The organism is Type-D symbiont of Plautia stali, assembly GCF_001485335.1.
Classification (GTDB): Bacteria; Pseudomonadota; Gammaproteobacteria; order Enterobacterales; family Enterobacteriaceae; genus Pantoea; species Pantoea vagans_C.
Genome location: NZ_BBOC01000068.1, coordinates 1 through 26734 on the forward strand (window position 1 = coordinate 1; position 26734 = coordinate 26734).

Here is a 26734-nt window from a genome sequence, read left to right on the forward strand (position 1 = left end):
GTCGACTGGAATACTGACACCATGGGAAAATGATTTTAATTCGATAGAACCAAGGCGCGTTGGCATTAAACAACTGCCTACAACGGGAGACCCATTTTCATCTTCAAGCCATAAATGTGCTGGTGTAGACATACTATTTCCTTATAAATTAATTTACGATGATGCTAACGTTTAAACTTTACAATCTCATATATTGATAAGACAGCCATCATAAACACAAAAAATACGGGGGTAAGCCAAATTGGGCTGTCTGGAAAAAACAAACCCTGAACTAAAGCGAAAATTATCGTCAGCGCTGCCGGGCCATAATACGAAATCAATGACCTGAATACCCGCCTGAAAAACCTTTTAATAAGATTCATCATGATTATCGAATCATCCTCATGATGATATCTGCAATACCATCATCCGAATCCCATCGTGCTCTATACGCCTCAGCCCGCTCAAACAATGGCTCTATCAGGAAGTACATCATTTCTAGTTGTTGCATGTAGAGTGCAGAGTAATAGGCTGGGTATTGGATCTGTAGGCGATGGGCACTATCTGCCGCTTTCTGTACAACGCCGTATATGCCAATAGCCCCCACAACCCCGCCTGCTCTTCTTCCTGCCAGTGCACTGAGTTCAAGACTTAGATTCATGCCTGCTGCAACAAATGATGCTGTTGCCATAGCAAACCCAGCGTTTGTGAGTGAACTGGCGGCAATGTGGATATTAACAGCCATAAGCATTTGTTTGATGCGCTCCAGTTGATCGGGGACCTTATATTTAAATATTTCTTCGAAATATATTTTGAGCATGTCATGCGCAACATTGCCATGTTGCAAAAGATAAATTATTCCGTTTTTGAATCGAATGTCTTCGGTCTTTTGTTTATGGCAGATATCATGATATTCATCAGTAAAACAGGATGTGTAATACAACGCGCGAGTAGCGCCAAGCCCTATTGTTTTGAGTTGTTCTGCAACCTGCTGACTAACAGCCGAAATCGCATGATCCAGTTTATGAGCAAGAATGTTATTAGTCTGAAAATAGCTGATAATTTCCTTGTTACCGTACATAATCTCTCCTTGTTACGGTCCAATTATATCCAATGTGAAACGCGATGATATAGCCGGAAATAAAATTGTCAATTGACATTAATAAATCTATTGATCTTTGCGTGATAATTTCTCTCCAGGGTTAAAAATTTCACATGTGTAGATTGGTTGGGTAATTAAACATGTAATAAATACCCTACGTATTTGCTAGCGTTTTTCCAGGCTTAAATCTGAAGCACCTGATGTTTCATCATGAAGTGCTCGAGTCTGATGCGCTGGAAAATATGATTGTTTTTGGGAATGGAGGTGGAAGTTATGGCGCTGGATAAAAACTGGCTGCCAACAATTTTCCTGAATTATTTTCACGCTTGAAGGTGAAGGTGAAGGTGAAGTTAAGGGCCGTTAGCGGCTAAAAAAGCTTCAGCGGCAATAAACCCCTCTAACATGAGTGCGTATGGTACGGATTGCGGGCGCGAATGCCAGATCTGATGTGATCTCTTTTTACGCCGCCGCATCTGATGCTTGCGATAAAAGCGCACACTTTGCCAGAACAATCTGCCCATTTATTGATCTGGGTAAAGATTAGACACCTTCGCGCCTGACAGGATGGAAGCAGAGTTTTTTTAGTTTCTAAAGGTGAGGAGAGGCAAATGCAAACGTACGACATGGTATTTGAAGAAGCGTGCCGGTTAGTCGGGCAGTGCTATCTGGAGCTGGCTCAGCGCGGATCCGCAACAGAAAAAGAGGTGGTAGCGACTGAGTTGCGTAACCTGCAACTGCGCTACCGTGAGTTGACCGGTTCACCTAATCGCGCAGTTGAGATGGCGATTATCCAACTGAATCCGTGTTGATCTGGGGGGGCGAGCTAAGGCACGCCCCCTTTAGTCAATGGCTTTAGCTACTCACTTTTCTCCGCTTTACCGGCCATCTCCGCCAGCCGTTGATAACGCTGACTGGCGGCTTCGGTGGCATCATGCCACAGCTGCGTGGCGGCTTCGGGATCTCGGGTTTGCAACTGACGGAAGCGCTGTTCATTCATCAGCGCCTGTTCCAGTTCCGATGTCGGTGGACGTGAATCCAGCGACAGTGCGGCTTTTCCTTGTTCGGTGCGCCGAGGATCGTAACGATACAGCGGCCAGAATCCACTGGTGGTTAACAGGCGCATTTGCTCATGGCTGTAGGCCAGATCGTAGCCGTGCTCTTCACAGGGACTGTAGGCGATGATCAAGGAAGGGCCTGGCCAGGCTTCCGCTTCCTGAATCGCTTTCACCGTTTGGTTGAGCTGCGCACCGAGCGAAATTTGCGCCACATACACATGCCCGTACAACAGCGTAGACATCCCCAGGTCTTTGCGCGCTTTGCGTTTTCCTTGCTCACCAAACTTGGTCACGGCACCGAGCGGCGTGGCTTTGGAAGCTTGCCCACCGGTGTTGGAGTAGCATTGCGTATCGAGCACCAAAACATTGACGTTCTCGTTCAGGCTCATTACATGATCCAGGCCGCCATAGCCGATGTCATATGCCCAGCCATCGCCTCCAATTAACCACACCGATTTCTCAACCAAGGCATCCGCAATCTCTCGCAATTCGCCCGCTTCAGGTGAGGGCAAAAGTTTCAGCTGTGCTCGCAGCTGGTCAATCTGTTCACGGCGCACAGATGTCGTGACATTGTCACCTTTTAGCTCCTCCACCAGAGGCGCAGATAATTGCGGTGCGCACTGTTCCAGCAGGCGCAGCGCGCGTTGTTTTTGTTGATCCACACTCAGGCGGAAGCCGAGGCCGAACTCGGCGTTATCTTCAAACAGCGAGTTTGCCCACGCTGGACCGCGCCCTTCGGCATTCGTGGTATAAGGCGTTGAAGGCAGATTTCCGCCATAAATGGATGAGCAGCCAGTGGCGTTGGCGATCAGTAAGCGATCGCCATACAGTTGCGTCAGCAACTTAATATAGGGCGTTTCACCGCAGCCGGAACAGGCTCCGGAATACTCGAACAAAGGCGTGATCAACTGCGAGGTGCGGATATCAATGCGCTCCAGCTGCTCAGCGGTGATCTCCGGCAAGTCGAGAAACGCATCGTAATTCACTTTCTCGACTTCGACATGCTCTAGACGCGACTGCATATTGATGGCTTTGATTTCGGGATGCTGTCGGTCGCTGGCGGGACACACCTCCACGCACAGGTTGCAGCCGGTACAATCTTCAGGCGCGACCTGCAGGACATATTTTTGCCCGCGCATATCGCGTGATTTCACATCCAGTGAGGCGAGTGTGTCTGGCGTTGACGCTAACGCTTCTGGTGCCACCACTTTGGCACGGATCGCCGAATGCGGGCAGGCGGCCACGCAATGGTTACATTGAGTGCAGAGATCGGGCTGCCAGATGGGAATCGCTTCCGCGATATTGCGTTTTTCCCATTGCGTGGTGCCCACCGGCCAGGTGCCGTCTGGCGGCAGGGCCGACACCGGCAGTTTGTCACCCAGGCCAGCCAGCATGGCGGCGGTCACCGTTTTGACGAAATCGGGCGCGCTGTCGGAAACCACCGGTGGACGATGCGGGCTGCGGCTGTCGACGGGCTGCAGCGGCACGGCCTCCAGCGCTTGTTGTGCCATCGCCAGTGCTTGCCAGTTGCGTTGTACTAACGCTTCGCCTTTGCTGCTGTAACTGCGTGCGATGGCATTTTGCAGTTCGGTCAGCGCGCTGTCGCCGGGCAGAATTTGGGTCAGCTGGAAGAAGGCCATTTGCATCACGGTATTAATGCGCGCGCCTAACTGGCATTCACGCGCAATGCGGGCGGCATTGATCACATAGAAACGCGCCTGTTTTTCATTGAGCTGGCTTTGCACCTCTTGCGGTAAACGTGACCAGACTTCATCCGCGGCATAAGGCGTGTTGAGCAGGAAAATCCCGCCGGGTTTGAGCTGATCGAGCATCGAATACTTATCGATAAATTGCAGCTGATGACAGCCGATGAAATCAGCCTGCTGCACCAGATAAGCTGACTGAATCGGGTGTTCACTGACGCGCAAATGCGAAACCGTCAGACCGCCAGCTTTTTTCGAATCGTAGACGAAATAGCCCTGAACATGCCACGGCGTCGCGTTGCCGATGATCTTCAGGTTGTTTTACTGGCGCTGACGCTGCCATCGCTACCTAACCCATAGAAGAGGGCCTCCAGCCGCGCGCGGTTGGGCACGATGTTGCTTTCCATCGGTAAAGAAAGATGGGTGACATCATCGTAAATCCCGACGGTAAAACGGGATGGTGGCTTATCGCGCTGCAGGGCGCGAAACACGGCTAACACTGCGTCAGGCGCAAACTCTTTTGACGACAGCCCATAACGTCCACCAATCACTTTGGGCAGCGTCGGGCGCTCGCCACAACTGAAGGCTTCTGCCAACGCCGTCATCACATCCAGAAACAGCGGCTCACCGAGGGCGCCGGGTTCTTTGGTTCGGTCCAGTACTGCTACGCGCTGGACTGAAGACGGCAAGGTTTTGATCAGATGCGCAGCAGAGAATGGGCGATAGAGGCGAACCTTCACCATACCCACTTTGTCACCGCGTTGTAGCAGTGTATCTATCGCTTCTTCTGTAGTGCCACAGCCGGAGCCCATCATCACGATCACACGGTCTGCTTGTGGGTGACCGTAATATTCAAAAGGCTGATAGTGGCGGCCAGTTTCCGCGCCAAAGGCGGCCATTGCCGTTTCAACATGACCGATACAGGCGTCATACCAGCGGTTGGTGGCTTCGCGGGACTGGAAATAAGTATCCGGATTCGCGGAGGTGCCGCGTATAGAAGGATGGTCGGGGGTTAACGCGCGCGCGCGGTGACCAGCAATCGCCTCGACGGGCATCAGCGCCTGTAGGGTTTCATCGCTGATCGGAACAATTTTGTTGATCTCGTGCGAGGTACGGAAACCGTCAAAGAAGTGAATAAACGGCACGCGGCTATTGAGCGACGCCATCTGTGCAATCAGCGCGAAGTCTTGCGCCTCCTGCACGCTGGAAGCACACAGTTGGGCACAACCGGTCTGACGTACCGCCATCACATCAGAATGATCGCCAAAAATAGAGAGTGCATGGGTGGCCACAGTACGCGCCGCCACGTGCAAGACAAACGGCGTCAGTTGACCCGCCAGCTTATACAGCGTGGGGATCATCAACAGCAAACCCTGTGAGGAGGTGAACGTAGTAGAGAGGACACCGGTTTGCAATGCGCCATGTACGGTCGCAATCGCGCCACCTTCGGATTGCATCTCAACCACGCGCGGGACATCGCCCCAGATGTTGCGGCGTCCTTCGCCTGACCAGCTGTCTGCCAGTTCCGCCATGGTGGAACTGGGAGTAATGGGATAGATGGCGATCACTTCACTGGTGCGGAAAGCGACCGAAGCCACCGCGCCATTGCCGTCGACGGTAATCATAAAACGTCCTTTGCTGAGTCTGAATGCCCATAAAATTTACGGGGGTAATGATTCAGTTTAGCAAAGCGCAGGGGCGGGACTTTTTCATCTGTGTGGTGTCTGGGGATGAACGCACAGTCACCTAAGGTTGCTGTTTTTTACATCATTTCAAGTGACTGAACGCCTTTGATTTCCATCACTTTGTCATAAATGGTATGGATAGGTGCATTGCGTGACAGTGTCACTTCTACGCTCAATTCACAGAGACCGCTCTCTTCATCTCGATTGACCACCGCGATATGGCCATAGCGCAAATTCTCGCGCTGCATCACCAGCAGCACCAGCGGCACACTTTTCGGTTTCAGGTGGACCAACAGTGTGTGATGGCGGCCAATCAACCAGTGACTGATGCGACGGAAGGTTTCTAACACCACCAGCGCCAGCACCGTGCCGTAGATACCGATTTCGTACATCCCGCTACCAATCACCAGGCCAATTGCGGCGGTGACCCATAATCCGGCGGCGGTGGTTAACCCTTTGACGATCTGTTTTTGAATAATGATGGTACCCGCACCGAGGAAGCCCATCCCGCTCACCACCTGCGCGGCAATGCGGCTGGGATCAAGTGCCACATGGTCGCTGTTGAGCATGTCAGAAAAGCCGTATTTGGAGACCAGCATAAACATCGCGCTGCCAATACCGACCAGAATATGGGTGCGCAGTCCGGCTTCTTTGGCGCGCATCTGGCGCTCCAGGCCAATCAACCCACCGAGAATCCCGGCGAGGGCAATACGGATAAGCATGTCCGTTAACATGGTTCCTCCTGGCTATTGATAAATCGCGATCTTTTGTCGCGGAAGGGGATATTGCGTTCAATCAGGATAATTCTGCTTGCAAAGGGTGATAAAAAATTTTGTAAAAAGCTGTGTCGCCTATCGACCCCTGATGGGACCTGACATATGCTGGTGGCTCTTTTACGCCCAACTCCCCGGAGCCCGACCGATGAAAGCCGCTACCTTACTGCTGGCCGGTGCAGCGCTGTTACTTTCTGCCTGCAGCAGCAACAGTGATAATGAACCACCGCAACAGGCGACCGCTGCACACGTGCCATCCCATGTGGTCATGGCTTCTCTGGCTGAAGTGAATTGCAGTAACGCCGGGGGCTCACTGGCCTTTTCGCGTCAGTTAGATGGTTCGCGTATTGGTATGTGCCAACTGGCGAATGGACGTCGCTGTGACGAACAAGCGCTGATGGGTGGACGTTGCGCCCGCTAACGCAGGCGCAAATCGATTAGGCTTTCACTTGATTCGGGCTGGTTTCACCACGTTCAAGCTGTTGCAGATTGCTGAGCGTGGTTTCTGAAATTGCCGTCAACGCTTCGGCGGTCAGGAACGCCTGATGCCCGGTAAATAACACGTTATGGCAGGCTGACAAACGGCGGAAGATGTCGTCCTGAATCACATCATTCGATTTATCCTCAAAGAACAAATCGCGCTCGTTTTCATACACATCCATCCCGAGCGAACCGATCTTTTGCTGTTTCAATGCATCAATAGCCGCTTGTGAGTCAATCAGACCGCCGCGACTGGTATTGATGATCATCACGCCATCTTTCATTTGACTGAATGCCTGCGCATTGAGCAGATGATGATTCTCGGGTGTCAGTGGGCAGTGCAGCGTAATCACATCGGATTGCGCAAACAGCGTTTTCAAATCCACATACTCCGCACCCAACTCCAGGGCAGCGTCGCTGGGATAGGGATCGAACGCCAGCAGTCGCATACCAAACCCTTTCAATATGCGCATGGCCGCCACACCGATTTTGCCGGTGCCGACTACCCCTGCGGTTTTGCCATGCATATTGAAACCGGTTAATCCATCCAGTGAGAAATTAGCATCACGCGTGCGCTGATAAGCGCGATGGATACGTCGATTGAGCGTCATCATCAGCCCGACAGCATGTTCTGCTACCGCTTCCGGTGAGTAGGCAGGCACGCGAACCACCTGAAGACCCAGCGCAGCCGTCGCTGCAAGATCGATGTTATTGAAACCCGCACAGCGCAGCGCAATATATTTCACGCCCAATGCGGCCAGCTCTTCCAGCACCGATTTACTGCCATCATCATTGACAAAAATGCACACCGCATCGCAGCCCGCTGCGTTTTTTGCCGTCGCCTCGCTGAGCAGGAAATCGAAAAACTCCAGCTCAAATCCATAGCGGGCATTGACGTGTTCAAGGTATTTCTGGTCGTAGTGTTTGGTGCTGTAAACCGCAACTTTCATTGTTTCGCTCCTGAAAAATGCACTGTCGGTATCACAACAGGATAACGTTTTCCGCGTCACTTTGCTGTTCTTCAGCCAGGCTATTAAGCTAACACCTTCATTTGCCGGGCATAACGTGACATCATCACTGTCAGGATTGCGTAAAGAACAGGAAAGTTAACTGCCATGACGCGGGGCCTTCGTCGAACACTTGCTGCGCTACTGGCGCTGATACTGCTGCTGTTGGGATTATTGCTGACGTTAACGCAATGGTTACCCCGGCTGGCGGGCATCTGGCTGCCAGAAAACACCCGTGTTGAACTGAACGGTGCACCGCGCTGGCATCAGGGCGGTCTGCATTTTCCCGAAGTACGTTACCTGGCGGGAGATTGCGAACTGGCGAAAGTCGAAGACGTCGCGCTGGGTTGGCACAGCCAGCGCTGGCAGGTTAATGCGCACAGCGTCCAGCTTAACAGCGATTGCCTGCAAGCATTGCCGCAGGGCAGCAACAGCGCTGCGCCGCGTAGTCTGGCCGAATGGCAGCAGATGTTGCCGGGGGCCGATATTCATCTTGAACAACTGAGTGTTCTGCCGTGGCAACAATATGCAGGCCGCTTTGACCTGACATTAGATAAGAACGCGCAACAGCTGCATTACCTGGGCGATAACCTCAGCGTGGATGCAAATCTGCAAGGGCAGCAACTGCATATCACACAACTCCAGTTCACCCATCCGCTGTTACCCAAACCGCTCGATCTGCACGGTGATCTCACTCTGCCAACATTTGCTGATGGCTTGCCCGTGGCGGGCGAGTTGAACGGCGATGTCAATCTGGCGCAGTGGCCGCAGCCGCTGTCTGTGGCGCTCAACTGGCAGCAACAGCAGGGCACATTAACCGTTACGCAACAGGGTGACGATCAGCCATTGTTGCAGCTGCCGTGGCAAGTTGACGCGCAACAAATCCGCATCACCCAGGGCCATTGGCGCTGGCCACAAGCTGACCAACCGTTGTCAGGCGGCATGGCGTTGACGCTGGAAAACTGGCAGCAGGGATTAGAGAATACGCTGATCAGCGGCCGCTTTAATCTGTTAACACAAGGGCGCGGGGGGAAAGGCAACCTGGTGCTGAGTGTTGGACCCGGCAACTTAAGTCTCACCGATAGCCACTTGCCATTCCAGTTAACGGGTGAGAGTAAGTTTGCCGATTTGCAACTTTTCGGCACGATGCCAGGCGTGTTGCACGGCATGCTTACCGATCCGCAAGTCAGCCTGAAACAAGGATCGTTGCTACGCTTGCGCGGTCGTTTACTCTCGACATTAGAAGTGGATGAAGCACGTTGGCCGCTGGCCGGGGTCACCGTCGCTTCTCGCGGTATCAATGGACGCCTGCAAGCGATCCTGAAAGCGCACGATCCCAGTTTTGGCCGTTTTACCCTGCACATTGATGGACGCGCCAGTGATTTCTGGCCCGACAGCGGGCGCTGGAACTGGCGTTACTGGGGCGATGGCGAGATGGCCCCACTGAATGCCAAATGGGACGTGAAGGGCACGGGCAGTTGGCAAGATACGTTGATCAGTCTCGACACGCTTAATACCGGTTTTGACCAACTCTCCTATGGCATGGTGCAGATCGACAAACCGCGCTTGACGCTGACTGCGCCCGTGCGTTGGCAGCGTGACATCAATCATCCTGCGTTTAACGGCGGGTTCACGCTGAAATCCGGCCAGACGCAGTTCAGCTATGGTGGTTGGCTGCCGCCGTCTAAATTAAATTTTGAAGCCAAGGGCACCGATCCCAGCCGGTTTGTCTGGCGTGGACAGCTCATTGCGGAAGATATTGGCCCTGTGCGCGTGCATGGGCGTTGGGACGGTGAACGTTTACGCGGTGAAGCCTGGTGGCCAGCCCAATCGCTGACGGTGTTTCAGCCATTGCTCAGCAGCGATTTGAAGATGCGGATTCAATCGGGTGAGTTACGCGCTCAAATCGCTTTTTCCGCCGCGAATGATCAGGGTTTTGAAGCCGGCGGTCACTGGGCGGTGAAAAATGGCAGCGTATGGATGCCAGACAGCAAAATTAATGGTATCGACTTCTCATTGCCGTTCCGTCTGAAAGATCATCAGTGGCAGCTCGGCCGCCGTGGGCCGGTTTCGCTGCGCATTGCCGAGGTGAAAAATCAGTTCGCCCTGCAAAACATCACCGCTGATTTGCAGGGGCACTATCCGTGGCAGGAGCGCCAGCCATTAACGCTGAGCAATGTGAATCTCGATCTGCTGGGTGGTCATGTCAGCATGCCTGAACTGCGTATGCCGCAGCATCAACCCGCACGCGTCACACTGCGGGAAATCAATCTCAGCAAGCTGATTACCGCCATCAAGCCCAAGCAGTTTGCCATGTCGGGTAAGGTCAACGGCGAGTTACCGCTGTGGGTCAATAATCCGCAATGGCTGATTGAGAAAGGATGGATTGCCAATAGCGGCCCGCTAACGTTCCGCATGGATAAAGACATGGCCGATGCCATCGTCAGCAATAACTTTGCGGCGGGAGCGGCCATGGACTGGCTGCGCTATATGGAGATTTCCCGTTCATGGGCGACGCTGGACCTGGATAATTTCGGCAATCTCACCATGCAGTCGGAAGTCAAAGGCACCAGCCAGTTCAGTAATCGCCGCCAGTCGATCAATCTTAATTACCGGCATCAGGAAAATCTGTTCCAGCTGTGGCGCAGTCTGCGCTTTGGCGATAATTTGCAATCCTGGGTGGAGCAAAACGCCACCCTGCCATCGAAAAAGGATCCCCAACCATGAGCCTGAGGGCACTACTGGTTTTAGCCGCTGGGCTGCCACTAATGGGATGCGTACCGCGCATTGAAGTCGCGGCACCGAAAGAGCCCATCACCATCAATATGAACGTCAAGATCGAGCATGAGATCCATATTAAGGTCGATAAAGACGTGGAAGCGTTGTTGAAAAATCAAAGCGGTCTGTTTTGAGGAGCGGCATGATGAAACGCAAATGGGCCGCGATGTTTCTGGCGCTACTGATGATCCCCTCCGCGTGGGCGTTAACGCTTGATGAGGCGCGGCAACAGGGGCGCGTGGGCGAGACGCTGAGCGGTTTTATCGCGGCACGCCAGCAGGATGATGAGACCCTGGCGCTGGTGAAGCGCATCAACGATGGTCGCACCCAGCAATATCAGCGTGTGGCGCAGCAGAACAATCTGACCACCAGCGAAGTGGCGCGCATCGCTGGCGAGAAGCTGGTCAACCGCGCGGGCAGCGGTGAGTATGTGCGCGGGATTAATGGGCAGTGGTTGCGTAAATAAGGCATTTGTATTTCGGTGTGCACTAATGCACACCCTACGAAAACCACGCCCGACCGTTGTAGGGTTGCCATTTATGGCGACCGAGAAGCGCTTAACTGACACATATCATGCCATTTATGGCTAACAACAGGCACAAAAAAGCCGGGCACTCAGGCCCGGCAAAGATGGCATCATACCCATTATTCTCGGGTATTCATCACGTTCTCAATGATTACGCAGCAACAATTTGTTTGATAGCGTCTTTAGCGTCGTTAGCCGCTTTGGTCGCGACTTCTGGACCATAAGCAATACCTTCTGCGAACACGAAGTTCACGTCGGTGATGCCGATGAAGCCCAGGAACAGTTTCACGTATGGGGTCAGCAGATCGGTTGGGGTATCTTTGTGGATACCGCCACGGCTTGACAGGATCACTGCGCGTTTACCGGTTACCAGACCTTCTGGGCCTGCTTCGGTGTAGCGGAAGGTCACGCCAGCGCGAGCAATCAGATCGAAGTAGTTCTTCAGCTGAGTGGGGATGTTGAAGTTGTACATGGGTGCAGCAATAACCACAGTGTCATGCGCTTGCAGTTCAGCAATCAATTCGTCGGACAGCGCCAGCGCTTCCTGCTGACGTGGAGACAGTGGAGCATCAGAAGGACGCAGTGCGCCAACCAGCTCACCATCCAGTACTGGAATCGGCTGTGCAGCCAAATCGCGTACGGTAACTTCGTTACCTTTTGCGCGCGCTTCTTCAGCGTAGAAGTCAGCCAGTTGGTTTGACTGAGAGTAACCAGCGAGGATGCTTGATTTCAGAACTAAAACTTTGCTCATGGTATTTTCCTGTGCGTTACGCGGTTGGCTTACCGCTCAATGCGTTACACTCTACGGAGTTCCTCCGCGAGGTAAAAGCGCAATATTTCGAGACCTATGTTCGAAATTATTGAATAAGGTCGCATGTCCGGTCAGGTGAGGTTGTCCAGAGTGTGCTATTATGCCGGGCAATAATTGATTGAATCCGCCGGGTATTTTTGCCGGCAACGAGCGCACTTTGTCAGGCTCGCCGCGACAACAGGTAACACATCACTATGTCATCATCCGTCACTTCCCCTTTGGCCCCACTTTGGACGCGGCTCGATAATCTCATGCTGCGCGATCGCCAGCGTTTGCAGCGCCGTCTGCATGGCGCGGCGAAGGTGAAAAATCCTGCGGCACAGCAGGGCATTGCTGCTGAACTGGAGCCTGAATTTGCTGCGGCTGAACAGCGCATTGCCCAGCGTACCGCTGCCACTCCGCGCATTACCTTCCCGGAAAACCTGCCGGTCAGTCAGAAACAGCAGGAAATTGCCGAAGCCATCCGCGACCATCAGGTCGTGATCGTGGCAGGTGAGACCGGCTCAGGGAAAACCACGCAGTTACCCAAAATCTGTCTGGCGCTCGGAAGGGGCGTGAAGGGGCTGATTGGTCATACTCAGCCGCGTCGTCTGGCAGCACGCACCGTGGCGAACCGTATTGCCGATGAGCTGGAAATCTCACTGGGTGGCACTATTGGTTATAAAGTGCGTTTTAACGATCAGGTCAGTGACACCACCCAGGTGAAGCTGATGACCGACGGTATTTTGCTGGCGGAAATCCAGCAGGACCGTCAACTGTTGCAATACGACACCATCATTATCGATGAGGCGCACGAGCGCAGTCTGAACATCGATTTCCTGCTGGGATATTTGCGCGAACTGTTGCCGCGTCGTCCCGACCTGAAAGTCATCATCACCTCGGCTACCATCGATCCACAGCGTTTCTCACGTCATTTTAACAACGCACCGGTGATTGAAGTCTCTGGTCGCACCTATCCGGTGGAGGTGCGTTATCGCCCGATAGTGGAAGATGCTGACGACACTGACCGTGACCAGCTTCAGGCGATTTTTGATGCGGTGGATGAGTTGGGGCACGAGAGCCGTGGCGACATCCTGATCTTTATGAGCGGTGAACGTGAGATCCGTGATACCGCCGACGCGCTGATGAAGCGGGAGATTCCGCACACGGAAATCCTGCCGCTCTATGCGCGTCTCTCCAACGCCGAACAGAACCGCGTGTTCCAGTCACACAGTGGACGCCGTATCGTGCTGGCGACCAACGTGGCGGAAACCTCTCTGACGGTGCCGGGCATTAAATACGTTATCGATCCCGGTACGGCACGTATCAGCCGCTATAGCTATCGCACCAAGGTGCAGCGCCTGCCGATTGAACCGGTTTCGCAAGCCTCTGCCAACCAGCGTAAGGGGCGTTGCGGTCGCGTATCGGAAGGGATCTGTATTCGTCTCTACTCAGAAGACGATTTCCTCAGCCGCCCGGCGTTTACCGACCCAGAAATTCTGCGCACCAACCTGGCATCGGTCATTCTGCAGATGACGGCACTGGGCCTCGGCGATATCGGTGCATTCCCGTTCGTCGAAGCGCCAGACAAGCGCAACATCCAGGACGGTGTACGTCTGCTGGAAGAGTTGGGCGCGATTACGCTGAGCGAAGATGAAACCTATAAGTTAACCTCGTCAGGCCGCCAGTTGGCGCAGTTGCCGGTCGATCCGCGTCTGGCGCGTATGGTACTGGAAGCGCAGAAATTTGGTTGTGTGCGTGAAGCGATGATCATTACAGCGGCGTTATCCATTCAAGACCCGCGTGAGCGTCCCAGTGAAAAACAGCAGACATCTGATGAGAAACATCGTCGTTTTGCCGATAAAGAGTCTGATTTCCTCAGCTTTGTGAATCTGTGGAATTACCTGCAAGAGCAGCAAAAAGCGCTGTCTGGCAATCATTTCCGCCGCCAGTGTAAGGCTGATTTCCTCAACTATTTACGCGTCCGTGAATGGCAGGATATTTACACCCAATTGCGCCAGGTGGTGCGTGAACAGGGCATGCCAGTCAACAGCGAACCGGCACCCTATCGTGAAGTGCACTGCGCGTTGCTGACTGGATTGCTGTCGCATATCGGGCAAAAAGATAACGAGAAGCAGGAGTTTACCGGGGCGCGTAATGCGCGTTTCTCCATCTTCCCCGGTTCGGGCCTGTTTAAGAAGCCACCGAAGTGGACCATGGTGGCAGAGCTGGTGGAAACCAGCCGCCTGTGGGGACGTGTGGCGGCGCGTATCGATCCGGAATGGATTGAGCCGCTGGCACAACACCTGATTAAACGCAGCTACAGCGAACCGCACTGGGAAAAAGCCCAGGGCGCGGTGATGGCAACGGAAAAAGTTACCCTGTACGGACTGGCAATTGTGCAGGCGCGCAAGGTCAACTATAGCCGTATCGATCCGCAACTCAGCCGCGAACTGTTTATCCGTCATGCCCTGGTGGAAGGAGACTGGCAAACGCGTCACGCATTCCTGCGCAACAACCTTAAATTGCGCAGTGAAGTTGAAGATTTGGAACACAAATCGCGCCGTCGCGACATCCTCGTTGACGACGAAACACTGTTTGCCTTCTACGATCGACGCATCGGCAGCGAAGTGGTCTCAGCGCGTCATTTTGATAGCTGGTGGAAACAAGCGAGCAAAGCGAATCCCGATTTGCTCAGCTTTGATAAGCAGATGCTGATCAAAGAGGGTGCCGATAAAGTCAGCCAGCTTGATTATCCGAACTTCTGGCAGCAGGGCAACCTGAAGCTCAAACTGAGCTACCAGTTTGAGCCGGGCGGTGATGCGGATGGGGTCACCGTGCATATCCCATTACCGTTATTAAACCAGGTCGAAGAGAGCGGTTTTGAATGGCAAATTCCCGGTGTGCGCCGAGAATTGGTGATCGCCCTGATCAAATCACTGCCCAAACCAACACGTCGTAATCTGGTGCCAGCACCCAACTATGCAGAAGCGTTCCTGGGGCGGGTTAAAGCTATGGAACTGCCGCTGTTAGATGCACTGGAGCGCGAATTCCGCCGCATGACAGGCGTCACCATCGACCGTGAAGCCTGGCAATGGGATCAGGTGCCCGATCACCTCAAAATGACCTTCCGTATTGTTGATGAGCACAACCGCAAGTTGCAGGAAGGCAAAGATCTGCATCAGCTTAAACAAGTGCTGAAGGGTAAAGTGCAGGAGACGTTGTCAAAAGTGGCCGACGACGGACTTGAGCAGAGCGGGCTGCATATCTGGAGCTTTGGCACTTTGCCACAAAGCTATGAACAGAAGCGCGGCAGCTATCAGGTAAAAGCCTGGCCGGCGCTGGTCGATGAGAAAGACAGTGTCGCTATTCGTCTGTTCGATAATGAGTTAGAGCAGCAAAAAATGATGTGGCGCGGACAGCGTCGCCTGTTGCTGTTGAATATTCCGTCGCCAATCAAGTATCTGCACGAGAAGCTACCGAATAAAGCCAAACTCGGTTTGTACTTCAATCCCTACGGCAAAGTGCTGGATCTGATCGATGATTGTATCGCCTGTGGCGTCGACAAGCTGATGGCGGCGGCGGGCGGTCCGGCGTGGCAACAAGAAAACTTCGAACAACTGCGTGACAAAGTGCGTGCAGAACTCAATGAGACGGTGGTGACCATCGCCAAACAGGTCGAGCAGATCCTGACGTCGGTGTTTAATATCAATAAGTTCCTCAAAGGCCGCGTGGATATGTCACTGGCTTTGGCGCTGTCTGATATCAAAACGCAAATGAGTGGCTTGGTGTATCGCGGCTTTGTGACGGGCAATGGCTATCAACGACTGGCTGATACGTTGCGTTACCTGCAGGGTATTGAGCGCCGTCTGGAGAAACTGCCAGTTGACCCGCACAGCGATCGTGCGCGGATGCTGAAAGTGCAGGCGGTGGAACAGGCGTGGCAGACATGGCGTAACAAGTTACCGCCGCAACGTCAGGATGATGCCGACGTACAGGCTATTCGCTGGATGATTGAAGAGTTGAGGGTGAGCCATTTCGCGCAGCAGTTGGGTACACCGTTCCCGATCTCCGAAAAACGTATTTTGCAGGCGATGGAGCAGATAGGTTAATACGTATGCCGGTGCGCATTTATGCGCACCCTACAAAATACGGCATCGATTTTTGTAGGGTCGCCATTTATGGCGACCGTCAGGCGGTTATTTGGCTAACTCTTCGAGGCGGTCTTTAAACGAGGTCACTGCAATCGCTCGGTTATCCGCGCGGTAGCGGTCAGCGGGCGCTGGTGCCGAACTTTGCACGGCAATCAACTGCCAGCCATCAGCGGTTTTCAACAGCAGCGGTGATCCGCTATCGCCCGGCAGGGTATCACACTGGTGCGACAGCACCGCGCGCTGTGCCCAACCGGTAATCAAACAATCACTGTGCGAATAGAGCGTATCCAGGTGATCCGCCGGATAGCCAGCCTGCGTCACTTTGCGCTCGGTGGTTTTGAGGGCATCGGTCAAATCACTGCGTGAACCGTCAAACAGCGGAATCGGTACAATGCCCGATGGCGGGTTATGCAGTATCACCAATCCATAGTCGTAAGGAGCGGCACCCGGCGGCACGATCCAGCCTTCACCATCTGCCTGTAATTTACGGGCTAAAGAGGGTTCGACGCGCGCGTCAATATCATGAATCTCGTAACGCCAGCCCTTAGATCCCGCCATAAAACGCAGCGCAACGGGTTTATCGAATTTTCCTGGCGGGGCCAACAGGCAGTGTCCGGCGGTTAAGGCCAGATGCGCAGAAATCAGGGTGGCGGTGCACAGGTTGCCGCTTTCGGTCTCTAACTGACCAATGGCGTCCCAGGGGGCGGCGCTAACATCGGTGATCGCTTTGCGGTGATCTTTGCCAAAAAAGAGTGTTTTGATGTCTTCCGGGCTTGGCCCATCTTCATCATCGGCATGTGCTGTGAGGTTGAAACTGAAAATACCAACTAGAAACAGGATAGCCAGGCGCATAGTTCTCTCAATGGCGAGAATAAAAAGAGGTTATTGTCATCACGCGTGAGCGGTAACTATAGTCGGAGAGCGGGAAAAAAGGGAGAAATATTGGAGTAATCAGCACGCTACAACGACTAGATAAAAAAACTGGCTGCAACGATGCCACACAGTATCATCACAATCAGGATAATTTCGAAGCGATAGCGACGCACCATTTTTCGCTACTCCAGTAAATAAACACCCGGCATAACCGGGTGTTTTTTAAATATTAATGCGGTGTTGGCGCTAAGAGCCGAACTTATTTAGCCGCTTTTTTCACTTTGTGATGCTTTTTAGCAGCCTGAGCTTTCTGAGCTGGTTTAGTTACTTTTTTGTGGTGCTTTTTAGCAGCCTGAGCTTTCTGTGCAGCTGGCTTGGTTCCTTTTTTGTGGTGCTTTTTAGCAGCCTGGGCTTTCTGTGCAGCTGGCTTGGTTGCTTTCTTGTGGTGCTTTTTAGCAGCCTGGGCTTTCTGCGCAGCTGGCTTGGTTGCTTTTTTGTGGTGCTTTTTAGCAGCCTGAGCTTTCTGTGCAGCTGGGGCTTTCTTAGCTACTTTTTTGTGTTTCTTAGCTGCCTGCGCTTTCTGGGCAACTTTTTTATGGTGAACAGCTTTATGCTTAACCGGTGCTGCGGTAGTAGTAGCGGCGGCAGCCGGAGCAGCAGTTGTCTCAGCAGCGAAAGCAACAGAAGACATACCCATAGCAGCGGCGATCACCAGTGCAACTAATTTTTTCATCGCAAAATCCTCGAACTATTTTTTCATGTGTAGCCCACTGCGGGGCCGGTGAAAGAACTATATGAAAAACAATTCGGTCTTTCCGTGAGGCATTGGTATCGGCGTGTAACGGAATGTACAAAGCAGGGTAAAGGATGTGAAAAGGGCGGCCTGACTGGCCGCCGCGCAGTTTACTCAGAGAGGTAGCGTTGTTCAAGGTGCTGGCGGAAATAGTGCGGATTCAGTGCTTCTCCTGTCGCATTGATCAGCAACTGCTGCGTAGGGAAGCGGCTGCCGTGTTGCCAGATGTTCTGCTGTAACCAGTCAAAGACTGGCTGCAACTCGCCGTTGAGGATCAGTTCATCCACCTGTGGAATCGCCCGCTTCACCGCCTGGAACAGCTGAGCGGCATACATGGCGCCCAAGGTATATGTCGGGAAGTAACCAAAGGCACCGTCGGTCCAGTGAATATCCTGCATACAACCGTCACGGTAATTGCCACGGGTGTCAATGCCGAGCGATTGCTGCATCTTTTCGTCCCACAGCGCAGGGATATCTTCAACCTCAATGTCACCTTCAATCAGCGCGCGTTCAATCTCGTAACGCAGGATCACATGCGCCGGATAACTCAGTTCATCTGCATCAACACGAATAAAACCGGGTTTGACACGTTGGGTCTGGCGAATAAAGTTGCTGACTTCCAGTGCGGGCTGATCCCCCATCAGAGCCACCACCTGCGGGTGAATGTGTTGCAGGAAGCTATTGCTGCGCCCCAACTGCATCTCCATAAACAGGCTTTGTGACTCATGCATCGCCGTGGAACGCGCATGGGCGACCGGCTGTCCCCGCCACTGTTGCGGCAGGTTCTGCTCGTAACGCGCGTGGCCCGTTTCATGGATCACGCCCATCATGGCACTGAGAAAATCGTTCTCGTTGTAACGCGTGGTAATGCGCACATCTTCTGGCACGCCGCCGCAGAAGGGGTGAGCGCTGACGTCAAGGCGACCATGATTAAAGTCAAAGCCGAGCGTCTTCATCACACTGAGCCCCAGTTGTTTCTGCGCTTCGATGGCAAAAGGACCAACAGGCGCCGCGATAGGGGTTTTCTGCTGTTTTGCTACGGCTTTTTGCAGCAAGTCTGGCAACCAGCTTTTTAACTCGCCAAACGTACTATCGAGTTGGGCGCTGGTCATGCCGGGTTCGAACACATCCAGCAAGGCATCATAACGGGAAACACCGGAGGCTGCTGCTCGCAACTGGGCTTCTTCACGGCTGAGTTTGACCACTTCTTTTAAGTTGGCAGAGAAGCCAGCCCAGTCATTGGCCGGGCGCTGCTGACGCCATGCATGCTCACAACGTGAGCCCGCCAGCGATTTCGCTTCCACCAGCGCTGCGGGCAGGATTGTCGCCTGCTGCCACGCACGTTGCATTTCACTGAGGTTGGCCTGCTCAACGTCGTTCAGAGATTCCTGCTGTGCAGCATCGAACAAACCGCCGAGACGCTTATCGGTCAACAGTTCATGCATGAAGACACTCAATTCGGCCATGGCTTCGCCACGTGCCTGACTGCCGCCCGGTGGCATGGTGGTTTGCATATCGACGCCAGCGATAGCGCCCAGGTGACCGAAGCGCGATAAGCGCTGGAATGTACGGCTAAGTTGCTGATAAGCGGATGTCACAGTTGAAGCTCCTTATGACGGTAAACGGGGCGGAATGTCTCGCAAGGGTAGATCAATCGGCCAGCAGAAGCGAACGCAGGCACCACCTAACGGGCTGCTCTCAATACTGACCTGTCCCTGCAGCGCTTGCGCGATAGAGTGAACAATCGCCAGGCCTAAACCACAGCCGCCCGTGGCGCGGTCGCGACTGGGGTCAAGACGCACGAACGGTTCAAACACGCGTGCGCGCTCTTCCTGAGGAATGCCTGGACCATCATCTTCTACCTGTAAATTAGCCATCGCGCCGTCAAACCACAGGCTGACGCGCAATCGCTGTTGGGCATAGCGCAGGGCATTATTGACCAGATTATCCAGCACGCGTTCCATCAGGCGAGTATCCGCTGCACCGACATTTTCCAGTTGCGGAATATCCAGCGCGATCTGCGCCTGCGGATTCATGGTTTGCACATCTTCGATATGCAGCCGCAACCATTGGGCAAGGTCGAATGACTGCAAATTGAGGTCAACACGCGGGCGATCCAGGCGAGCGTAGGTGAGTAATTCTTCGATCAGGCTCTCTAACTGGCCCACATCGCGGTTTAACGCGGCGGACTCCGCTTCACTCAGGTTATCGCTCATTTCTAAGCGATAACGTAATCGCACTAACGGCGTACGCAACTCGTGCGCGATGCCATCAATCAACTGTTTCTTACTGGCGACCAGCGTATTGATGTTATCCGCCATTTGGTTAAACGCCACGCCCAGGCTATGCAGGCTAGACGTGCTTTCAAAATGGGTTCGCACATCCAGTTCACCGCGACCAAAGCGCTGTGCCGCTTTTTCCAGGCGCTGCATCTCCTGCCAGTGCGGCCGCAGCCAGATAAACACCGGCAGCGCCAGTGACATTCCGATAAAAGCCAGTAAGGCGATATCGAGGATGCGCATTTGGTGCAGATAGAACAGGTACGGAATCGGGCCGACAGAGAGCACATAATGGCTGCGTGGAATATGCTGCAGGAAGGTGTACTGATCGTCCTGGGCGACAATCTCACCTGCGCGCAGGCGACGCATGTCGGCTTCATCCAGTTGATACTTGCTCATCGGTTCGATATGTAGCTCAAACGACAGATCGAGATCGAGATTGCGGATGGTTTTATTCCAGTCACGCGGCGGGATCTCGCGCAGTTCGCTGCGCATCAAAAACAGCGAGCTGGCCATCAAGTCATTCATCGACTGACGACCGGCACGTTCAGCAGTGAACTTGTACACCAAACCGACCAGCAGCGTCATCACCAGAAAACAGACAAACAGCAGCAAATAGAACTGAATGAAGAGCTTTCTCATGCGGAGCGAGTATCCCAGGCCTGTGGTGCGAACAGATAACCTTTATTACGGATAGTTTTGATGCGGAACGGTTCGGTGGCGCTGTCATAAAGCTTCTTACGCAGGCGCGAGATCGCCACATCAATACTGCGATCCATGCCGTCATAGGTCACGCCACGTAACGTTTTCAGCAGGGCATCACGATTCAATATCTGCCCAGCATGGGTTGCCAGCTCCCACAGCAAATCGAAATCAGCTGTAGACAGCGTGATATTTTCCTCGAACAGCGTCACCTGACGATTCAGTGAATCTATCGTCAGTGAACCAAAGCGCAGCACGCGTTGTGAGCTCTGCACGGCGGGCGCCACTTCCGGCTGCACACCTTGCGCCTGGCGCAGGTGCAAACGCAGTCGCGCCAGCAGTACGGCAGGCGGCGTGGTTTTCAGAATGTAATCGTTGGCACCCATTTCCAAAGCGAGGATGTGGTTCATATCGCTATCGAGTGAGGTCAATAACACGATCGGGCCTTGCCAGTGGGCGCGAAGATCGCGGCACACCGTCATGCCATCTTTGCCGGGAAGCATAATATCCAGCAAAACCAGATCGGGGTCGACCTCAAGAATGGTGGCTTCTGCGCGGTCACCGCGGGTTTCAACCGTGACTTCAATATCGTGGCGGCCAAGGTAAGCGGCGATCAGTTCGCCCACTTCTGGCTCATCTTCCACATAGACAATTCTGTTCATATTTCTCTGCGCGTGATGAGAATGACAGCAGCATAACTTTTCCTGGTCCTGAGCTCTACGCTATCGCACGAAATATCCCTCTCTGACTGGTATGTTCCCAGGGAAATGTGCCATTATTAGCGGCGCGTTGTAGCGCAAGGTTCGGAACCGCAATAAAAACCAGGAGGAGTGCGAGGGTGTCTGATAAAGAGCTGGCTTCAGCCGGATACAGTGACCGCATCTGCTTCAATTACAGTGATTTTCTCTCCGCTTCCTGCAAAAAACGCTGGAGTTTTGTCGATGCCATTTACGGCGTGATGCCCATCTTTGGCATGGTGACGCGTAAATCTGCGCATGGCTTAGCGGCCAGTGACGATCACCTCAAAGAATTAGCATTACAAATCATTTCAACACAGGTCAGTGACGAGATAAACATCGCTCGACTCATCACCTTAGCTGAACAGCAACACATCAGTCGTTTCGATATCCAGTTACCTTATCCTTTGTCAGCGGAGCAGCTTGACGCTATCCATCAGGAATACCGTAAAGCGCTCAATCTGACACAGCAGGATGACCTGCTGTGTGTTTCTATTCCGGTACAACCCCACTAATTACTGCGTGAGCTGCCATACCGCAGGCAGTGAAGCCGCCATCAGCAAGACAATCGCAATGCGCTCCAGTTGTGATAACACCTTGTCACTGCGACCGCCGCGTCGCGCATAGAGGAACAGCAGTAATCCCGGCGCATACAACACCACGGAAAGTAGCAGATGCAGCGGGCCAGAAGCATACAGCAGCCACACCCCATAGGCGCTGGCACCGATGCCGGTGATCATCGCCAACGGTTTGTTCTGCCCGCGCACCACTTTAATCAGATATAACCCGACCAGCAGATAGGGCACCAGAATCATCTCTGAAGCAATGGTCAGCAAGGTGTTGTAGTCGGCACCGGTGATGGCGATCAGGATCAGACACAGCTGCACGCTGCCATTAGTGAGCCATAATGAGGCGGCGGGCGAGTTGTGGCGGTTCTGGCGTGCAATAATACGCGGAAAAGCGCCTTGCTGCGCGGCGAGGAAGGGCACTTCGGCTGCCATAATGGTCCAGCTCAGATACGCACCGCACACGGAAATGATCAAGCCTACGGCGATCACCGCATTACCCCAATGCCCCATTAATTGCTGCATTAATCCTGCCATGGAAGGGTTACGCATCTGTGCCAATTCAGCGCGCGGTACCACACCTAATGACAGTAGCGTCACCAGAAGATAAACCAGCAGCGCTGCGATCACTGCGAGCATGGTAGCGCGTCCAACATCTTTCTTATGACGCGCGCGTGCAGAGACCACCACGGCGCCTTCAACGCCGATAAAGACCCAAAGCGTGATCAGCATGGTTTGTTTGACCTGCTGCCACAGCGGCTGCACGAGCGTCAGCCCACTGAAATCCACGCTGAAACGATCGTAGTTGAAGGCCAACAGCGCCAGCACCACAAACAACAGCAACGGCACCAGTTTGCCCAAGGTGGCCAGCAAATTAATGCTGGCAGCGGTTTGTACGCCGCGCAATACCAGGAAATGCACCAACCACAGCAACACCGAGGCACCCAGCATCGCTTGCCAGGTATTGCCATCACCAAAGACTACGTAATCCGGTGTGTCGGTGAAGAAACTCAGTGCCGAGAAGACGATCACCAGATAGGAGACGTTCGCGATCACCGCGCATAACCAGTATCCCCACGCGGAGCAAAAGCCCATTAGCTCGCCAAAACCTGCCCGTGCGTAAGCAAAGATTCCGCCATCCAGCTCGGGTTTCATACGTGTCAGCAACAGCATGGCCAGCGCAAGAAAAATGATCCCCACGCCCGTAATCAACCAACCAATCAGCAAGGCGGCGGGTCCCGCTACGGCGGCCATATTTTGCGGCAGGCTAAACACCCCTGCGCCCAACATTGAACTGAGTACCAGCGCGGTGAGTGCACCAAGACCTAATTTTTTATCCAAAACGCCATTCCTGAGCAGCATAGTATGCTGGGTAGTGACTATTCCGCTGGAGAGTATCGTGGCAATAAGCCGAGTTTGAAACGGAATACCCTAAAAACAGGCGAGGGATTTTACGGAGAGCGAACAGGGAAGGCAATGCAGGATTATGCAAATCTGCGCACAGACTATGCAAACAGAAAGCAGGGCGACAATTGCCGCCCTACATCGGTATTACTTGAACAGATCGGCAGTCACAGTCAGGTTGCCGCCACTCTGGCTCGACCACTGACGGGTGATGTGATAGTACTTCGCACCTTTGTCCGCAGCGCGTTTTGCCACGGCTTCAGACACTTCCGTTGGTGTACCGAAGTGGTCAGAGAAGGTCACGGTATCAAACGGCTGCATTTGCGCCGCGGTGATGGCATTCACTTCCTGAACGCTGCGACCATCTGCCAACTTCACGGTATAACGTTGGCCGGTAGAGCTCTGGGTTTCAAAGAAACGACCCACGCTACGGCTTGGTGTATCGGAAGAGGCTACGCCCGGAATGGCGACTTTCTTCGCTTCTGCGCCGCCTGCTGCCAGCGCTGCTTTACCGGCTTCTGAATCGGCAGGGATGGAGTCAGAGACGTTCTGTACCTTACGCTCTGGCGCATCGGCTTTATAAACGTAAGCCGTGATGTATTGGTTGCCGCCGTTGTTCGCATCAACCTGACGCACAATAAAGAAGGACGCTGCGCCTTTTTCTTTAGCTTGTTTGGCAATGGCATCATTCACGTCGGGCTGGCTGGAGAAGAAACCACTGACGGATACGGTATCGAATGGCTCTAAGCGATAGGCTTCTGCTTTAGGCAACTCTTTCACGCCATTAAACATACGATACTGGGTGGACTCATCCGCTTTAGGTGCATTGGCTTTGTACAGGTCTGCCGTTACACGCCAGTTACCGCCGTTGCCATTGGTGTCATTGATACCTTGCACATAGAAAGAGTCAGCGCCTTTCTCATCGGCGGCTTTGGAGATGGCATCAGTGGCATCACCGATGGCATTGAATCGACCGCTGATATTAATACGTTCGAATGGCTTCAACGCGGCCGCTTGTTCTGGCGTCAACTCTTTGGCAGCAAATGCATTTGCTGCCAGCAGAGATAACAAGGTGGACGCCAGAATGGTGTTCTTCAGCTTCATAAAAATGATCCTTCGCCTTACGCAAAATGAGTACGAAAACGTGCTGGACTCTTGATGTATAACAGATTAGCCGCTGATTATTGCATGTAATAATCAGCCTGTCTCAGCCAATTTATGCGCATAAGATTGACAATCACCGCAAATTATTCATCGACATGTCATTTGCCTATGCTATGGCTTTTTTTTAACCAGGTTACCACTAATTCTGGTAACGCATAGTGCCATAATGGTTAAAGTATTGTTAAATAAAGGTTTTTAAAAACACTTAATTCGACATGACACGATTTTGCGCAGCAGATTATTTTTTATTACGTCTTAAAACTAGTGGCAAAACGTGGCATTCAATCTTTGCATCTGAATATTTGAGTGAATGTCATAAGTGTGCGTTATCGCTGTGGATCACTTTTCACATTTTCAGTAGGTTATAAAGACTTTGTTACATTGCGCATTTTGCTCATAAAAAGCTGAAACGCTGTTTCAGCCTTATGGGCTTGTGCCACTTACAGAACCTCATCCTTTAATTGTTGAAAGGAAACAGTATGTTAATTGGGATACCCAAAGAAAGGTTAGCCAACGAGTCACGCGTCGCCGCGACGCCCAAGACCGTTGAGCAACTGATCAAGCTGGGATTCAGCGTAACTGTCGAACAGGGCGCGGGAATGCGTGCCAGCTTCGACGATGAAAGCTTTATCGCCGCTGGTGCCACTGTCAGCAGTACCGCTGATGTCTGGCAGTCTGACATTGTGTTAAAAGTGAACGCGCCTGATGATCAAGAAATTGAGCTGACGCGTGCCGGCAGCACGCTGGTGAGCTTTATCTGGCCAGCACAAAATCCGGCATTGCTGGAGAAACTGGCTGCCCGTCAGGTCACCGTGATGGCGATGGATTCTGTGCCGCGTATTTCACGCGCGCAGGCTCTGGATGCATTGAGTTCCATGGCGAATATCGCCGGTTATCGTGCGATCGTCGAAGCTGCTCACGAGTTCGGACGCTTCTTCACCGGACAAATCACCGCAGCAGGCAAAGTGCCGCCCGCCAAAGTGATGATCATCGGTGCGGGCGTTGCGGGTCTGGCTGCTATCGGTGCAGCAGGGAGTCTGGGTGCGATTGTCCGTGCCTTCGACACCCGTCCAGAAGTGAAAGAGCAGGTGCAGAGTATGGGCGCCGAGTTCCTGGAGTTGGACTTTGAAGAAGAAGCCGGTAGCGGCGATGGCTATGCCAAAGTGATGTCCGAAGCCTTTATTAAGGCAGAGATGGAACTGTTTGCTGCCCAGGCAAAAGAAGTCGACATCATTGTCACGACCGCCCTGATTCCGGGCAAACCAGCCCCTAAACTGATCACTGCAGAAATGGTTGCCAGCATGAAGCCTGGCAGTGTGATCGTCGATTTGGCCGCTGCCACCGGTGGTAACTGTGATCTCACCGTCGCCGATCAGGTTACCCTGACCAGCAACGGCGTGAAGATCATTGGTTATACCGATCTGCCAAGCCGTCTGGCGACGCAGTCTTCCCAGCTGTATGGCACCAACCTGGTCAACCTGCTGAAGTTGCTGTGTAAAGAGAAGAACGGCGAAATCACCGTCGACTTCGATGACGTCGTGGTCCGTGGCGTCACCGTGGTCCGCGAAGGTGAAGTGACCTGGCCTGCACCGCCAATTCAGGTTTCAGCCGCACCTAAAGCTGCGCAAGCCGCAGTTGAGCCGAAAGCCAAAGTGGAAGCCAAACCGGTGTCGCCTTGGCGTAAGTATCTGCTGCTGGCCCTGGCGATTGTGCTGTTCGCCTGTCTGGCCAACGTGGCACCGGCAGAGTTCTTGTCTCACTTCACCGTCTTTGCGCTCGCGTGCGTGGTCGGTTACTACGTGGTCTGGAACGTCAGTCATGCTTTGCATACCCCGCTGATGTCTGTCACTAACGCCATTTCCGGCATCATTGTCGTGGGTGCGGTATTGCAGATGGGCCACGGTGGCTGGGTGACGTTCCTGGCCTTCGTTGCCGTACTGATTGCCAGCATCAATATCTTCGGTGGTTTCACCGTCACCCAGCGCATGCTGAAAATGTTTCGTAAGAATTAAGGGGTAACAACATGTCTGGCGGATTAGTGACTGCAGCATACATTGTTGCCGCAATTCTGTTTATTTTCAGCCTTGCGGGTCTCTCAAAGCATGAGACATCCAAACAGGGTAATATTTTTGGTATGAGCGGCATGGCGATTGCTCTGCTGGCCACCATCTTCGGTCCGAACAG

General features: G+C 53.2%; 22 protein-coding genes and 2 pseudogenes. 9 read left to right on the forward strand and 15 right to left on the reverse strand.

All coding sequences use genetic code 11. The features are described from left to right. The 3 genes and pseudogenes from PSSD_RS26710 to PSSD_RS19030 form a co-directional block, all read right to left on the reverse strand. Positions 1-132 (reverse strand): annotated as a pseudogene (locus tag PSSD_RS26710) (type VI secretion system tube protein Hcp); the annotation flags it as partial. A 32-nt stretch (positions 133-164) separates the two neighbouring features. Beyond that, a complete protein-coding gene (locus PSSD_RS28465; RefSeq protein WP_058973305.1) occupies positions 165-365 on the reverse strand; it encodes a hypothetical protein in 201 nt (66 codons plus the stop codon). 2 nt (positions 366-367) lie between these two features. Next, positions 368-1060, reverse strand: a complete 693-nt coding sequence (locus PSSD_RS19030) for a hypothetical protein (protein WP_058973306.1) — start codon at positions 1058-1060, stop codon at positions 368-370. A 629-nt stretch (positions 1061-1689) separates the two neighbouring features. Between PSSD_RS19030 and PSSD_RS19035 the strand changes: the two genes are divergently transcribed. Next, entirely contained in the window at positions 1690-1890 is a 201-nt protein-coding gene (locus PSSD_RS19035) for a DUF2767 family protein (protein ID WP_039333472.1), read from the forward strand. A gap of 47 nt (positions 1891-1937) precedes the next feature. Here PSSD_RS19035 and nifJ read toward each other — a convergent pair. Together nifJ and PSSD_RS19045 are read right to left on the reverse strand one after the other, a co-directional pair. Further along, positions 1938-5464: pseudogene (nifJ, locus tag PSSD_RS19040) on the reverse strand (pyruvate:ferredoxin (flavodoxin) oxidoreductase). A 137-nt stretch (positions 5465-5601) separates the two neighbouring features. Further along, the gene (locus tag PSSD_RS19045; protein ID WP_058973307.1) at positions 5602-6258 is read right to left on the reverse strand and encodes an MgtC/SapB family protein; all 657 of its coding nucleotides are present in this window, start codon (positions 6256-6258) and stop codon (positions 5602-5604) included. A gap of 187 nt (positions 6259-6445) precedes the next feature. On the opposite strand from PSSD_RS19045, the gene PSSD_RS19050 reads away from it, so the two are divergent. Next, the gene (locus tag PSSD_RS19050) at positions 6446-6718 is read left to right on the forward strand and encodes a putative hemolysin (RefSeq protein WP_039333466.1); all 273 of its coding nucleotides are present in this window, start codon (positions 6446-6448) and stop codon (positions 6716-6718) included. A gap of 16 nt (positions 6719-6734) precedes the next feature. On the opposite strand, the gene PSSD_RS19055 is transcribed toward PSSD_RS19050, so the two are convergent. Continuing rightward, complete coding sequence (locus tag PSSD_RS19055) at positions 6735-7727, reverse strand: 2-hydroxyacid dehydrogenase (protein ID WP_058973308.1); 993 nt, start codon at positions 7725-7727, stop codon at positions 6735-6737. 165 nt (positions 7728-7892) lie between these two features. Here PSSD_RS19055 and PSSD_RS19060 point away from each other — a divergent pair, with 165 nt between their 5' ends. The 3 genes from PSSD_RS19060 to PSSD_RS19070 are packed head-to-tail and all read left to right on the forward strand — an operon-like array spanning position 7893 to position 11028. Further along, positions 7893-10511 carry a YdbH family protein gene (locus tag PSSD_RS19060; protein WP_058973309.1) on the forward strand — a complete coding sequence of 873 codons (2619 nt, stop codon included), beginning with the start codon at positions 7893-7895 and terminating at the stop codon, positions 10509-10511. After that, positions 10508-10696: a YnbE family lipoprotein gene (locus tag PSSD_RS19065; RefSeq protein WP_039333459.1), complete on the forward strand. Its 189-nt coding sequence runs from the start codon at positions 10508-10510 to the stop codon at positions 10694-10696. The genes PSSD_RS19060 and PSSD_RS19065 overlap by 4 nt, the downstream gene beginning before the upstream one ends. An 11-nt stretch (positions 10697-10707) precedes the next feature. Beyond that, positions 10708-11028 carry a YdbL family probable chaperone protein gene (locus PSSD_RS19070; RefSeq protein ID WP_058973310.1) on the forward strand — a complete coding sequence of 107 codons (321 nt, stop codon included), beginning with the start codon at positions 10708-10710 and terminating at the stop codon, positions 11026-11028. A 211-nt stretch (positions 11029-11239) separates the two neighbouring features. Here the strand turns inward: PSSD_RS19070 and azoR are convergent, their stop codons facing one another. After that, entirely contained in the window at positions 11240-11839 is a 600-nt protein-coding gene (azoR, locus tag PSSD_RS19075) for an FMN-dependent NADH-azoreductase (protein WP_034821315.1), read from the reverse strand. A 254-nt stretch (positions 11840-12093) separates the two neighbouring features. Between azoR and hrpA the strand changes: the two genes are divergently transcribed. Then, positions 12094-15990 (forward strand): ATP-dependent RNA helicase HrpA, encoded by a 3897-nt coding sequence (hrpA, locus tag PSSD_RS19080; protein ID WP_058973311.1) that lies wholly within the window; start codon positions 12094-12096, stop codon positions 15988-15990. Positions 15991-16077: 87 nt separating this feature from the next. Here hrpA and PSSD_RS19085 read toward each other — a convergent pair whose 3' ends face one another. The 6 genes from PSSD_RS19085 to rstA form a co-directional block, all read right to left on the reverse strand. Then, a complete protein-coding gene (locus PSSD_RS19085; RefSeq protein WP_058973312.1) occupies positions 16078-16884 on the reverse strand; it encodes a trypsin-like serine peptidase in 807 nt (268 codons plus the stop codon). A gap of 116 nt (positions 16885-17000) precedes the next feature. Beyond that, positions 17001-17081, reverse strand: coding sequence for a small membrane protein YdgU (ydgU, locus tag PSSD_RS28575; protein WP_455843913.1), 81 nt, complete (start codon positions 17079-17081; stop codon positions 17001-17003). Positions 17082-17164: 83 nt separating this feature from the next. Continuing rightward, entirely contained in the window at positions 17165-17638 is a 474-nt protein-coding gene (asr, locus tag PSSD_RS19090; protein WP_058973313.1) for an acid resistance repetitive basic protein Asr, read from the reverse strand. A gap of 170 nt (positions 17639-17808) precedes the next feature. Then, positions 17809-19296, reverse strand: a complete 1488-nt coding sequence (locus tag PSSD_RS19095) for a carboxypeptidase M32 (protein WP_058973314.1) — start codon at positions 19294-19296, stop codon at positions 17809-17811. Between the two features lie 12 nt (positions 19297-19308). Continuing rightward, complete coding sequence (gene rstB / locus PSSD_RS19100) at positions 19309-20619, reverse strand: two-component system sensor histidine kinase RstB (RefSeq protein WP_039334328.1); 1311 nt, start codon at positions 20617-20619, stop codon at positions 19309-19311. Then, positions 20616-21341, reverse strand: a complete 726-nt coding sequence (gene rstA, locus PSSD_RS19105) for a two-component system response regulator RstA (protein ID WP_039334329.1) — start codon at positions 21339-21341, stop codon at positions 20616-20618. Before rstA ends, rstB begins: the two co-directional genes overlap by 4 nt. A 176-nt stretch (positions 21342-21517) precedes the next feature. Between rstA and PSSD_RS19110 the strand changes: the two genes are divergently transcribed. Then, the gene (locus tag PSSD_RS19110) at positions 21518-21931 is read left to right on the forward strand and encodes a hypothetical protein (RefSeq protein WP_039334331.1); all 414 of its coding nucleotides are present in this window, start codon (positions 21518-21520) and stop codon (positions 21929-21931) included. On the opposite strand, the gene PSSD_RS19115 is transcribed toward PSSD_RS19110, so the two are convergent. Both PSSD_RS19115 and ydgH read right to left on the reverse strand, forming a co-directional pair. Continuing rightward, positions 21932-23323 (reverse strand): amino acid permease, encoded by a 1392-nt coding sequence (locus PSSD_RS19115; protein WP_058973315.1) that lies wholly within the window; start codon positions 23321-23323, stop codon positions 21932-21934. It lies immediately after the preceding gene. A 210-nt stretch (positions 23324-23533) separates the two neighbouring features. Further along, positions 23534-24490, reverse strand: a complete 957-nt coding sequence (gene ydgH, locus PSSD_RS19120; protein WP_058973316.1) for a DUF1471 family protein YdgH — start codon at positions 24488-24490, stop codon at positions 23534-23536. Positions 24491-25029: 539 nt separating this feature from the next. Between ydgH and pntA the strand changes: the two genes are divergently transcribed. Beyond that, positions 25030-26562: a Re/Si-specific NAD(P)(+) transhydrogenase subunit alpha gene (pntA, locus tag PSSD_RS19125; protein ID WP_058973317.1), complete on the forward strand. Its 1533-nt coding sequence runs from the start codon at positions 25030-25032 to the stop codon at positions 26560-26562. 11 nt (positions 26563-26573) lie between these two features. After that, positions 26574-26734, forward strand: a 161-nt coding sequence (locus tag PSSD_RS19130) for an NAD(P)(+) transhydrogenase (Re/Si-specific) subunit beta (protein WP_201023833.1), incomplete at its 3' end; no start/stop codon positions are given.

Coding starts and splice junctions, on each gene's coding strand:
- PSSD_RS28465 (WP_058973305.1), bottom strand. CDS start 365: ATGATGAATCTTATTAAAAGGTTTTTCAGGCGGGTATTCAGGTCATTG.
- PSSD_RS19030 (WP_058973306.1), bottom strand. CDS start 1,060: ATGTACGGTAACAAGGAAATTATCAGCTATTTTCAGACTAATAACATT.
- PSSD_RS19035 (WP_039333472.1), top strand. CDS start 1,690: ATGCAAACGTACGACATGGTATTTGAAGAAGCGTGCCGGTTAGTCGGG.
- PSSD_RS19045 (WP_058973307.1), bottom strand. CDS start 6,258: ATGTTAACGGACATGCTTATCCGTATTGCCCTCGCCGGGATTCTCGGT.
- PSSD_RS19050 (WP_039333466.1), top strand. CDS start 6,446: ATGAAAGCCGCTACCTTACTGCTGGCCGGTGCAGCGCTGTTACTTTCT.
- PSSD_RS19055 (WP_058973308.1), bottom strand. CDS start 7,727: ATGAAAGTTGCGGTTTACAGCACCAAACACTACGACCAGAAATACCTT.
- PSSD_RS19060 (WP_058973309.1), top strand. CDS start 7,893: ATGACGCGGGGCCTTCGTCGAACACTTGCTGCGCTACTGGCGCTGATA.
- PSSD_RS19065 (WP_039333459.1), top strand. CDS start 10,508: ATGAGCCTGAGGGCACTACTGGTTTTAGCCGCTGGGCTGCCACTAATG.
- PSSD_RS19070 (WP_058973310.1), top strand. CDS start 10,708: ATGAAACGCAAATGGGCCGCGATGTTTCTGGCGCTACTGATGATCCCC.
- azoR (WP_034821315.1), bottom strand. CDS start 11,839: ATGAGCAAAGTTTTAGTTCTGAAATCAAGCATCCTCGCTGGTTACTCT.
- hrpA (WP_058973311.1), top strand. CDS start 12,094: ATGTCATCATCCGTCACTTCCCCTTTGGCCCCACTTTGGACGCGGCTC.
- PSSD_RS19085 (WP_058973312.1), bottom strand. CDS start 16,884: ATGCGCCTGGCTATCCTGTTTCTAGTTGGTATTTTCAGTTTCAACCTC.
- ydgU (WP_455843913.1), bottom strand. CDS start 17,081: ATGGTGCGTCGCTATCGCTTCGAAATTATCCTGATTGTGATGATACTG.
- asr (WP_058973313.1), bottom strand. CDS start 17,638: ATGAAAAAATTAGTTGCACTGGTGATCGCCGCTGCTATGGGTATGTCT.
- rstB (WP_039334328.1), bottom strand. CDS start 20,619: ATGAGAAAGCTCTTCATTCAGTTCTATTTGCTGCTGTTTGTCTGTTTT.
- rstA (WP_039334329.1), bottom strand. CDS start 21,341: ATGAACAGAATTGTCTATGTGGAAGATGAGCCAGAAGTGGGCGAACTG.
- ydgH (WP_058973316.1), bottom strand. CDS start 24,490: ATGAAGCTGAAGAACACCATTCTGGCGTCCACCTTGTTATCTCTGCTG.
- pntA (WP_058973317.1), top strand. CDS start 25,030: ATGTTAATTGGGATACCCAAAGAAAGGTTAGCCAACGAGTCACGCGTC.